The sequence below is a fragment of the Polaribacter sejongensis genome, assembly GCF_038024065.1.
Classification (GTDB): Bacteria; Bacteroidota; Bacteroidia; order Flavobacteriales; family Flavobacteriaceae; genus Polaribacter; species Polaribacter sejongensis.
Window position 1 is genome coordinate 1,137,713 of record NZ_CP150667.1, and the last position, 12,169, is coordinate 1,149,881.

10 protein-coding genes are annotated in these 12,169 nt (G+C 29.7%); 6 read left to right on the forward strand and 4 right to left on the reverse strand.

Annotation, left to right across the window (positions count from 1 at the left end):
• Window positions 1–185: 185 nt before the first annotated feature.
• The gene (locus WHD08_RS04650) at window positions 186–359 is read right to left on the reverse strand and encodes a hypothetical protein (protein ID WP_165733463.1); all 174 of its coding nucleotides are present in this window, start codon (window positions 357–359) and stop codon (window positions 186–188) included.
• A 159-nt stretch (window positions 360–518) separates the two neighbouring features.
• On the opposite strand from WHD08_RS04650, the gene fumC reads away from it, so the two are divergent.
• Window positions 519–1,916 carry a class II fumarate hydratase gene (gene fumC / locus WHD08_RS04655; RefSeq protein ID WP_208889049.1) on the forward strand — a complete coding sequence of 466 codons (1,398 nt, stop codon included), beginning with the start codon at window positions 519–521 and terminating at the stop codon, window positions 1,914–1,916.
• 88 nt (window positions 1,917–2,004) lie between these two features.
• On the forward strand, window positions 2,005–2,478 hold the full coding sequence (locus WHD08_RS04660; RefSeq protein WP_208889048.1) for a nucleoside deaminase: 474 nt from the start codon (window positions 2,005–2,007) through the stop codon (window positions 2,476–2,478).
• A gap of 81 nt (window positions 2,479–2,559) precedes the next feature.
• On the opposite strand, the gene WHD08_RS04665 is transcribed toward WHD08_RS04660, so the two are convergent.
• Both WHD08_RS04665 and WHD08_RS04670 read right to left on the reverse strand, forming a co-directional pair.
• On the reverse strand, window positions 2,560–5,028 hold the full coding sequence (locus WHD08_RS04665) for an exopolysaccharide transport family protein (protein ID WP_208889047.1): 2,469 nt from the start codon (window positions 5,026–5,028) through the stop codon (window positions 2,560–2,562).
• A gap of 6 nt (window positions 5,029–5,034) precedes the next feature.
• Window positions 5,035–5,817: a polysaccharide biosynthesis/export family protein gene (locus WHD08_RS04670; RefSeq protein WP_340833526.1), complete on the reverse strand. Its 783-nt coding sequence runs from the start codon at window positions 5,815–5,817 to the stop codon at window positions 5,035–5,037.
• A gap of 259 nt (window positions 5,818–6,076) precedes the next feature.
• Here WHD08_RS04670 and WHD08_RS04675 point away from each other — a divergent pair, with 259 nt between their 5' ends.
• From WHD08_RS04675 to secA, 4 genes are all read left to right on the forward strand, one after another.
• Complete coding sequence (locus WHD08_RS04675) at window positions 6,077–6,679, forward strand: class I SAM-dependent methyltransferase (protein ID WP_340833527.1); 603 nt, start codon at window positions 6,077–6,079, stop codon at window positions 6,677–6,679.
• A gap of 90 nt (window positions 6,680–6,769) precedes the next feature.
• A complete protein-coding gene (locus WHD08_RS04680; protein ID WP_208889045.1) occupies window positions 6,770–7,342 on the forward strand; it encodes a cob(I)yrinic acid a,c-diamide adenosyltransferase in 573 nt (190 codons plus the stop codon).
• A gap of 169 nt (window positions 7,343–7,511) precedes the next feature.
• The gene (locus tag WHD08_RS04685; RefSeq protein WP_065318236.1) at window positions 7,512–7,733 is read left to right on the forward strand and encodes a DUF2795 domain-containing protein; all 222 of its coding nucleotides are present in this window, start codon (window positions 7,512–7,514) and stop codon (window positions 7,731–7,733) included.
• A gap of 142 nt (window positions 7,734–7,875) precedes the next feature.
• The gene (secA, locus tag WHD08_RS04690; RefSeq protein ID WP_165733469.1) at window positions 7,876–11,217 is read left to right on the forward strand and encodes a preprotein translocase subunit SecA; all 3,342 of its coding nucleotides are present in this window, start codon (window positions 7,876–7,878) and stop codon (window positions 11,215–11,217) included.
• Window positions 11,218–11,408: 191 nt separating this feature from the next.
• On the opposite strand, the gene folE is transcribed toward secA, so the two are convergent.
• Complete coding sequence (gene folE / locus WHD08_RS04695; protein ID WP_240915486.1) at window positions 11,409–12,077, reverse strand: GTP cyclohydrolase I FolE; 669 nt, start codon at window positions 12,075–12,077, stop codon at window positions 11,409–11,411.
• Between the last annotated feature and the right edge of the window lie 92 nt (window positions 12,078–12,169).

The following is a 12,169-nucleotide window of genomic DNA, read 5'->3' on the forward strand; positions in this document are numbered from 1 at the left end:
ATTTGTTACTACAACAAGTTTTGCAAGTTTGCCCGCGTTAGGGATTCTAGTGAAAAGCCCACAGGTTTTTACCTTTGTAAAAAACGAGGACTTGTAACGGAAATCCCGCCCCTTGTGGTAACGCCCAAAAAAAACTCGTTCAAATAAATGAACGAGTTTTTTTTTAATTATATGTTTTAAAAAGACTACTTACCTTCGGCAGCTTTTTTAGCTTCTTTCTTTAACTTCATATTTTCCCAGATAGTTCCACCAATCCAGTAAGGAACCACAAATGTTAATAAGAATATTAACAACCAAAAACCAGCTGTAAAAATAAACATAAATAAAACCAATCCTGAAAATTCTGAAAAATCTAACATTTGTATATTTTGTAAAATTATTATTGCAAAAATAATATTTATTTTTAAAAGATAGGCATCAAAAAAACATTTTTTTTAGTTATCTAAAAATGATAAATATCAACTTTATGTAATCATAGTTTTTTGTAAATTTGTGTATCTAAAATTTACATTATAATTATGAAATATAGAATCGAAAAAGACACTATGGGAAACGTAGAAGTTCCTGCAGACAAATATTGGGGTGCACAAACAGAACGCTCTAGAAACAACTTTAAAATAGGTGCTTCTGGTTCTATGCCATTAGAAATTGTTTATGGTTTTGCATATCTAAAAAAAGCAGCTGCATATACAAATACAGAGTTGGGTGTTTTAACAGAAGAAAAAAGAGATTTAATCGCACAAGTTTGTGATGAAATTTTAGAAGGAAAGTTAGATGACCAGTTTCCTTTAGTTATTTGGCAAACAGGTTCTGGTACACAATCTAACATGAATGTGAACGAAGTAATTGCTAACAGAGCGCAAGAAATTGCAGGAAAAGTAATTGGTGAAGGCGAAAAAGTGATTCAGCCAAATGATGATGTAAATAAATCGCAATCATCTAACGATACATTTCCTACAGGTATGCACATTGCTGCTTACAAAAAAATTATAGAAACTACTATTCCTGGAATTACACAATTAAGAGATACTTTAAAAGCAAAAACCGAAGCTTTTAAAGATGTTGTAAAAATTGGTAGAACACATTTAATGGATGCTACTCCACTTACTTTAGGTCAAGAGTTTTCTGGTTACGTTGCACAATTAAACTTCGGTTTAAAAGCGCTAAATAATACATTAGAGCATTTATCTCAATTAGCTTTAGGTGGTACAGCAGTAGGTACAGGATTAAATACACCTGCAGGTTATGATGTTTTAGTTGCAAAATATATTGCACAATTTACAGGAATGCCATTTATTACAGCAGAAAACAAATATGAAGCTTTAGCAGCACATGATGCTTTAGTAGAAACGCATGGAGCGTTAAAGCAAATTGCTGTTTCTTTAAATAAAATTGCAAACGATATTAGAATGATGGCTTCAGGACCAAGATCTGGAATTGGAGAAATTATTATTCCTGCAAACGAACCAGGCTCTTCTATTATGCCTGGTAAAGTAAACCCAACACAGTGTGAAGCTATGACAATGGTTGCTGCTCAAGTTATGGGTAATGACGTTGCCGTAACAATTGGTGGTGCTCAAGGACATTATGAATTAAATGTTTTTAAACCTGTAATGGCTGCTAATGTTTTACAATCGGCTCAATTAATTGGCGATGTTTGTAAATCTTTTGATGAACATTGTGCTGCTGGTATAGAACCAAATCATGCTAGAATTACAGAATTGGTAAATAATTCTTTAATGTTAGTTACTGCTTTAAATACTAAAATCGGGTATTATAAATCTGCAGAAATTGCAAATACAGCACACGCTAACGGAACAACTTTAAAAGAAGAAGCTGTTCGTTTAGGCTATGTAACTCCAGAACAATATGACGAATGGGTAAAACCAGAAGAAATGACTGGCGGTTTAAAATAAAAATATTAATTTTACATTCTCTAAAAGCTGCATACTTATGCAGCTTTTTTTGGCTAAACAAAGTAAATCATAATAAAAGAAAATGAAGATGAACAAACACGAAGAATTTATGAGCGAAGCTGTAAAAGCGGCTTTAAAAGGAATGAACAATAACGAAGGAGGTCCTTTTGGATGTATTGTTGTAAAAGACGGAAAAGTAATTGGTCGTGGAAACAACAAAGTAACTTCTACAAACGACCCAACGGCACACGCAGAAGTAACTGCAATAAGAGATGCTTGTAAAAACATCGGTTCTTTTCAGTTAGACGGTTGTATTATATATACTTCTTGCGAGCCATGTCCTATGTGTTTAGGTGCGATTTACTGGGCAAGACCAGACAAAGTTTTTTATGGAAGTAATCAGCAAGATGCTGCAAATATTGGTTTTGACGATGAATTTATCTACAAAGAAATTCCTTTACCTTACGAGAAAAGAAGTATTCCTTTTGAGCAAATAGGAAGAGAAATTGCATTAGAGCCTTTTAATAAATGGGCAGAAAAACAAGATAAAACAGCTTATTAAATTCCTCTAAAAAACTGAAATTTCTTCTCAGTTTTTTTATATAACTAAAAAAGCATCGAATTAGCGATGCTTTTTGAATTTTTAATTCTTTTTAAATAAACTAGATATTCTAGAGAAGAAGCCTTTATTGTCTTCATCCTCATGATAGCCATTACCGTATTTTCCGTAACCATAGCCGTAACCGTAGCCATAACCATAGCCGTAACCATAACCGTATTTATTCTTTATAGAAAAGTCGTTTAAAACATAACTAATATTGGTTACTTCTTTATTTTTATACTTATCATCTATCATTCTCATCATTCCCTTTTCGGAATAATCCTGACGGATAACATAAATAATAGCATCTCCATATTTAAACAATTCTAAAGCATCTGAAACTAAACCAACAGGCGGTGTATCAATAATAACATAATCATATCTTTCTTGAAGATCTTTAATCATCTTATCTGCCGTTTCATTCAGTAATAATTCAGATGGATTTGGAGGTATTGGTCCAGACAAAATAAGATCTAGGTTTGGTACTTTAGTCTTAATTATAATTTCATCTAATGTCTTTTGCTTAATTAAATGATTTACCACACCAACGTCATTGGTTAAATCAAAATCATCATAAATTTTAGGTTTTCTTAAATCTAAACCTATTAATACCGTTTTCTTTCCGCTTAAAGCAAAAACAGTTGCCATATTTATAGAAATCATTGTTTTCCCTTCTCCACTTACAGAAGAAGTTAAAACTAATGTCTTTGATTTATCCGCATCTGTATTCTTAAACAAAAATTGAATATTAGATCTAAGCGCCCTGAAAGATTCTGAAACAGAAGATTTTGGTTTATTAAAAACAGCTAGGTTATTATTTCCATGGTTTTTACCTACAACACCTAAAACAGGAATTGCATAATTATTTTGAATATCTTCTGCTGTGTGAATTTTATTATCTAAAACCTCTCTAGTTATGATGTAAAATAATGGAAAAACAATTCCCAACATTAATCCTACTAAATAATTAAAACTTGGTATTGGGTATACAGGTCCATTACCTAAATCTTTAGCCGTGTCTATAATTTTAACATCAGATACATTTGCAGCTATCGCTGTACCAGCTTCATAACTTTTTTGCTTCAAATAATTATAATTTGCTTCAGAAATTTCATAGTTTTTCTCAAATTTTAATAAGCCTTGTTCAGTTTTAGGTAATCTTTTTAACTTACTTTTATAACTAGATAAATTAGACCTTAACTTATTAAGTTTATTATTATTAACTACTTTTAATGTTGAAATATTTTCTAAAAGATTATTTTTAGAAATCTTAATTTCATTGCTTAATACTACAATACTTGGGTGACTATCTGTTACAGAACCTCTTAATTTCTCTCTTAAGCTAGATTTCTGTATAAGAATAGATATTTCTTCTGCAATTTTCATATCTTGAATAGATATTAAAGCAGGCACAGGTACGTTTTCTCCAAAAGAATCATGTGAGCTTATATAACTTCTTAAGTTATTTAAATAGTCATTAAATTCTAATATCCCTTTCTTTTCTTTTTCTAAGTCAATTGTTTGATCAAAAATAACACTCCCTTCTTCAGATAGATCGTAAATATTATTTTTTTCTTTATAAACCCCTAACTCTTCCTCTATTCTCTTTAAACTATCTTCTACTTTTGTAAATAAAACTTCAATATATTCTTTTGTTCTTTTAGCATAAAGAATCTTTTGCTCTTGTTTGTCTTTATCTAAAATAAAAACGGTTGTGTTTAAATAATCTACAATTCTATTCTTATTTGTACCATCTTTAGACAACTGAAGCATCGAAGACCCATTTGTAATATCAGATACACTTATTGACCTATTAGCCCCAACGGTGCCATCAAAACTTACAAACTGAATAAAATATTTTTCTCCTATATTAAATTTATTATTTTTTTTAAGTGAAAAATTTAAAAATGAAGTATTTACTTCTTCATCTATTTTAAACTCTTTAGAAAAAGATGTTTTATTAGAGTTATAATTACTTATTACACTAGAATCATATGTAATTAATTGGTTAGTACCTAATTCATTAAAATCAAAAGACAAATTATAAGTATTCTCTCCAGTAATTTCTACTTGTAAAAGCTTATTATATAATTGAGGCTTGCTAGTATTAAGATTAACTATAAAAGGTGTCTGTCCATACACATCTTCTAGCCTATACCTTCCTTCTTTTAAATAATTTATAAAGAAATTTAATTTTTTAACAACTTTTTCATTATGTGTTCTAGAAGTTAAGACTACTTTAATCGTTTCTACAGCATCACTTGCTCCCCCCCAGTTAAAAGCGATATTTGTTCCGGTAGAAAATAATGGATTATTTTCTTCTTTTACAGAAATAACTGTGTTAAGACTATAAATTTTAGGTTTATAGTCATTCATAAATTTAGCAACAATTAATGCAATAATAATAGTTACAAAAAAAAGTTTCCAATAAGATAAAACTTTAAAAAGATAACCTTTAACATCAATATTGTTTTGAATAGTACTATTATCTAGTTTATTAAAATTATCCATAAATCGCTATAAATTTCTTGCTAAAATAAAAGTAGTACTTATTAATGTAAATAAAGAAACAATTGTTGTGAGTGCTCCAAGACCAGTAGTACCTGTTCCCCATGTCTTTTGTTTCAGTGGAATAACATTTATAATATCATTTGGTTTGATATAAAATACGTCCGAATCAAAAGCGCTTATTTGTGTTAAATCAATTGTGAATTTTTCTGTCCCCGTAATCGAGTTTCTTATAATTTCAACTCTTTTTCTATTACCAACAGCTGTAATATCTCCAGAACTAGAAATAGCATCTATAATGGAAAGTTTATTTTGATAAATAATATTAGGACCTGGATTTCCTATTTCTCCAATGGCTGTATACTTAATACCAGCCAATTTTACAGAAACAAAAAGCTCTTCTTGTGTTTTAATGAATTTTTTTAATTCATTTTCTATTTTTTTTCGAACCTCTAGCTCAGTATACCCTAAAACATTAATTTCTCCTAAAGTAGGCATTCTTATATTTCCATAACTATCAATACTATAACCATTAAAAAATATTTGAGATTCATCTATATTTGTATTATTAGAATTACTAGATTGTTTCTTAAAAACGGATACTAAAGTCTCGTCATTAGATTTTATATCTATATTTAAGATATCATCAACCTGTAACTTGTAAGGAATATTATTAATTCTTTTAATTTCTTTTTTTGCAATTGGCTCTCCTTGTAGATAAATTATATCCTTAGCTGGTATACACGAAAAAAGAAAAGGAATAAATAAGAGCAGTAAAAAATGGTTTCTCATTGTAATTTTAATCATAAATATGCACAAATATACTTTTTAAAAGTGGTTTACTATAATTTTATTTTACTTTCGTTTTTTATAAAAAATGATTTATTTGATAACAAAATATTTAAAATTTCTCGTAAAATCATCCAATCAACATGGGGTTCACTCCCCTTTTGTGTATGATTTAATAACCAAATGTTTTTACAAAAAAACAGACCCAATATTAGTTCAATTATTTTATAAAACGAAGCAACAACTATTAGACAACAAAAGTTTGATAAAAGTCACAGATTTTGGTGCAGGTTCTAAAGTTTTTAAAAATAATGAGCGTCAAGTTTCTAAAATTGCAAAAATTGCAGGTTTATCAAACAAAAAAGCTAAATTATTAATTCGTTTAATTCAATATTTTAAACATAATAATTTATTAGAAATTGGTACTTCTTTAGGTTTAGGTACATCAGCAATTAAAATTGGAAACAATAAAACAAATATTACAACATTAGAAGGTTGCCCAGAAACTAGTAAAATTGCTGAAAATTTATTTTTAAAAAATAATTATAAAAACATTCAGATAATTACTGGCGATTTTAAAGAAACTTTACCCAAAGCTGTCAAAAACCAACAATTCGATTGTATTTATTTTGATGGAAATCATACAAAAAAAGACACCTTACATTATTTTAATACTTGTTTAAATACCGTTACTAATAATTCAGTATGGATTTTTGATGATATTTACTGGAGTGACGAAATGAAAGAAGCCTGGACAGAAATTAAAAATCACAAAAAAGTAACCGTTACCGTTGATGTTTTTTACTGGGGAATTGTTTTCTTCAGAAAAGAACAGGAAAAAGAACATTTTAAAATAAGAGTCTAATTCTTTAAAAGTGTTAAATCGTGTTAATTTTAAACAGCACTCCTTTTAAACTTTGTAACTTTGATTTAATGAAAAACCGCAACTAATATTATGAAAATATATACAAAAACTGGTGATGCTGGTACAACCGCTCTTTTTGGAGGTACTAGAGTAAAAAAATACAATTTACGTATAGAAAGTTATGGTAATGTAGACGAACTAAATTCTTATATTGGATTAATAAAGGATCAAAACATAAGTGTTTCTATTAAAGAATCTTTATTAAAAATTCAAAATGAATTATTTACTTTGGGTGCTATGTTAGCAACTCCTCCAGAAAAAGAAACTTTAAAAAATGGAAAAGAGAGACTCAACATTCCAAAAATTGATGATGCTTCTATTCTGTTTTTAGAAGAAGAAATTGATAAAATGGATTTAGAGCTCCCTCAAATGACTCATTTTATTCTTCCTGGCGGACATCAATCTGTGTCATTTTGTCATATTGCAAGATGTATTTGCAGACGAGCAGAACGCTTAGTTGTAGAACTAAATGATCAAGAAAACATTAATATTGACATACTAAAATACTTAAACCGACTTTCTGACTACCTTTTTACGTTGGCACGAAAGTTGTCCAAAGACTTATCAGTAGAGGAAATCAAATGGATTCCTACAAAAAATTAACACGTTCTTTTTTTATCGATTTAAAGAAGTTTTTCATTTTATTTCATCCTTAAAGCATTAATTTTAAGATATTAACAAATTGAAAGAATAACTTCTCTATATATTTCTTAAAAAAGACTTGTATAATTCAGTAAAAAAATTATTTTTGCACAAAATTAAACATTAAGAAATGTATTGGACATTAGAATTAGCATCTTATTTAGCAGATGCGCCTTGGCCAGCAACCAAAGACGAATTAATAGATTACGCTATTAGAACTGGATCTCCTTTAGAAGTAGTAGAAAACCTACAAGATATAGAAGATGAAGGTGATGCGTATGACTCAATTGTTGAAATTTGGCCAGATTATCCTACCGAAGATGATTATCTTTGGAATGAGGATGAATACTAAACATAATAATTAAATATAAAAAGTCTCTAAAGAGGCTTTTTTTTTGTTTTCTTATAATCTAGAAAACTATTTTTCAGGCTTTTAAAAAACCTGATACGGAACTATAATGCAGTTATTAATTTAACTGAAAATAACATAATAAATGAATATTTTAAATTCAGTAATCAAACTTTTTGTTGGTGATAAGCAAGAAAAAGATTTAAAAATTTTACAACCAGTTGTTGAAAATGTAAAAAAATTCGAAATAGAATTTTCTAAACTTTCTAACGATGGTTTAAGGGCCAAAACCATCGAGTTTAAGCAAAGGATAAAAACTGCTACAAAAGAGTTTGATACTAAAATTACTGAATTAGAAGAAGAAGCTAAGACAGCAGATATAGATCGTCAAGAAGATATTTATACTGAAATAGATGCTTTAAAAGATGAAGCATATAAAGTTTCTGAAGAAACTTTACTTAAAATTATGCCAGAAGCTTTTGCTATAGTAAAAGAAACGGCAAAACGTTTTGTAGAAAATGAGCAAGTAGAAGTTACAGCATCTCCTTTTGATAGAGAATTATCTGCAGAAAGAGATAACGTTACTTTAGAAGGTGATAAAGCTTTTTGGGCAAATTCTTGGGATGCATCCGGTAAAGCTGTCACTTGGGACATGGTTCATTATGATGTTCAATTAATTGGTGGATCTGTTTTACACCAAGGTAAAGTTGCAGAAATGATGACTGGTGAGGGAAAAACATTAGTTTCTACCCTTCCCGTTTATTTAAATGCATTAACTGGTAACGGAGTTCACTTAGTAACAGTAAATGATTATTTAGCAAAACGTGATAAAGCGTGGATGGGACCAATTTTTGAGTTTCATGGTTTTACAACAGACTGTATCGATTATCATCAACCAAATTCTGATGCGCGTAGAAAAGCATATAATGCAGACATTACGTATGGTACAAATAACGAATTTGGTTTCGATTATTTACGTGATAATATGGCTAGCTCTAAAGACGATTTAGTACAAAGAGCACCTAACTACGCAATTATTGATGAAGTAGATTCTGTTTTAATTGATGACGCGAGAACGCCGTTAATTATTTCTGGACCAGTACCACAAGGAGACAGACATGAATTTAACGAATTAAAACCTTTAGTTTCTGAAATCGTTACTAAACAAAAAAATCACTTAGTTAGTGTTTTTGCTGAAGCTAAAAAATTAATCGCAGAAGGAAACGATAAAGATGGAGGATTTTTATTATTAAGAGTTTACAGAGGTTTACCAAAAAACAAAGCATTAATTAAGTTTTTATCTCAAGAAGGAAATAAACAAATCTTGCAGAAAACAGAAAACTACTACATGCAAGATAACAACAAATTAATGCCACAAGTAGATGAAGACTTATGGTTTGTTGTTGAAGAAAAAAATAATCAAATTGATTTAACAGACAAAGGAATCGCAGATTTATCAGAAAAAACTGCAAATGAAAACTTCTTTGTATTACCAGATATCGGAGTAAAAATTGGTGAAATAGATAATTCTGAAAGTAGTAAAGAAGAAAAAACTGCTCAAAAAGAAGAACTATATAAAGACTTTAGCATAAAAAGTGAACGCATTCATACCATGAACCAACTTTTAAAAGCATACACTGTTTTTGAAAAAGATGTTGAATATGTGGTTATGGAGAACAAAGTAATGATTGTTGATGAGCAGACAGGTCGTATCATGGATGGTCGTCGTTATTCAGACGGATTACACCAAGCAATTGAGGCAAAAGAAAATGTAAAAATTGAAGATGCTACTCAAACTTTTGCTACTGTAACCTTACAGAATTACTTTAGAATGTACAGAAAACTGTCTGGTATGACAGGTACAGCAATTACGGAAGCTGGTGAGTTATGGGAAATATACAAATTAGATGTTGTAGAAATCCCTACAAACAGACCTATTCAAAGAGATGATAAGGAAGATTTAATTTACAAAACTGCGCGTGAAAAATACAATGCAGTAATTGAAGATATCGTAAAACTAGTTGAACAAAATAGACCTGTTTTAGTTGGTACAACTTCTGTAGAAATCTCAGAATTATTAGGTAGAATGTTACAAATGCGTAAGATTCCTCATAATATTTTAAATGCAAAATTACACAAAAGAGAAGCAGATGTTGTTGCGCAAGCTGGTAAACCTGGTATTGTTACAATTGCAACAAACATGGCTGGTCGTGGTACCGATATTAAATTATCTAAAGAAGTAAAAGATGCTGGTGGTTTAGCTATTATTGGTACAGAACGTCATGATTCTAGACGAGTAGATAGACAGTTACGTGGACGTGCAGGAAGACAAGGTGATGTTGGGTCTACTCAATTTTATGTTGCTTTAGATGACAATTTAATGCGTCTTTTTGGTTCTGATAGAATTGCCAAAATGATGGATAGAATGGGCTTAAAAGAAGGTGAAGTAATTCAGCATTCTATGATTACCAAATCTATTGAAAGAGCACAAAAGAAAGTAGAAGAAAATAACTTCGGTATTCGTAAGCGTTTGTTAGAGTATGATGATATTATGAACGCTCAACGTGAGTTTGTTTATAAAAGAAGACGTCATGCATTAGATGGTAAACATTTACAGGTAGATATTGCAAACATGATTTATGACACTTGCGAATCTATTACGAATACGAATAAAGCAGCTAAGAATTTCCACAATTTTGAATTTGAATTGATTAAATTTTCTTCAATGACTTCTCCTTTTACAGAAGAAGAATTTGATAAACTTTCACAAAAAGAAATCACAGACAAATTATACGATCTTGTTACAGAACATTACAAAAACAAAATTGAAAGAAATGCCGTTTTAGCATTCCCTGTAATTAAAGATGTTTTTGAAAATGAAGGTGATCGTTATGAGCGTATTGTAGTTCCTTTTACTGACGGTACTAAATCTTTACAAGTTGTAACCAACTTAAAAGATGCTTATGAAAGTGAAGGAAAAAGTTTAATTACAGATTTCGAGAAAAACATTACGTTAGCAATTATAGATGAAAACTGGAAAGATCATTTACGTAAAATGGATGATTTAAAACAATCTGTTCAGAATGCATCTTATGAGCAAAAAGATCCTTTATTAATCTACAAGTTTGAAGCTTTTGAATTGTTTAAAACTACTGTTGATGAAATAAATAGAGAGGTATTATCTTTCTTATTTAAAGGAGAGCTTCCTAGTCAAGATGCGAATCAAATTTCAGAAGCACGTCAACAAAAAAGAGAAAGTTTAAATACAAGTAAAGCTGATGTTCAAAACTCTACAGAACAAGCTATAGAGAGTTCTCGTCAAAAACAATCTGAACCTGTTGAAACCATAGTACGTGAACAACCTAAAGTTGGAAGAAATGAGCGCGTTACAATTAAAAATGTAATGAGTGGTGAAGAGAAAGAAGTAAAATTTAAACAAGCTATTCCTTTAATTGAAAAAGGAGAATGGGTTGTAGTAAATAAATAAACTATTTATTTTAGTATATAAATAAGAAGTCCAAAGTTAAAAGCTTTGGACTTTTTTATTTTTAAGAATACAGCCTCCATTTTTATTATTTCTAGAATCAATTAAAAAATATTAAACACAAAAAACCGTTTAGAAAATCTCTAAACGGTTTTTAATATTTATAGAATTCTGTTTAAACAGAAATAATAGTTTTATTCGAAACTTGTATTCATTTTTAGGTACTCTAAAAATTCTCTTTTCGTTTCCTTTTCTTTAAATTTACCTCCAAACTCAGCAGTAACAGTAGAGCTTTCGATATCTTTAATACCTCTAGAGTTAACACATAAGTGCTTTGCATCAATAACACAAGCAACATCTTCTACACCTAAAGCTTCTTGCATCGCTTGTACAACTTGCATTGTTAAACGCTCTTGCACTTGAGGTCTCTTAGAAAAATACTCTACAATTCTATTCATTTTAGAAAGTCCAATTACTTTTCCATCAGAAATGTAAGCAACATGTGCTCTACCAATAATTGGCAATAAATGATGTTCACAGGTAGAATATACAACGATATTTCTTTCTACCAACATTTCACCATAATTGTAATTATTATCAAAAGTTGATGCTTTTGGTAAATTTTTAGGGTTTAATCCCATAAAAAGTTCATTAACAAAAGATTTAGCAACTCTTTTAGGAGTTCCTTGTAAACTATCGTCTGTTAAATCCAAACCTAAAGTGGTTAAAATATCCTTAACACTCTGTTGGATTCTTTCAATTTTTTCTTCATCAGTTATATCAAAAGCATCTGCTCTTAATGGAGTTTTGGCTGATGTACCAACGTGATTCTCTCCTATTTCTTCAATTCTTTCGTCATTCATTTTGCTGCTCAATTCAAACATTTCATTCTTATTATAGTGCAAATTTACGTGTTTGCAACGTATTATTTTAGTTTACGAATCAATAAAAATTA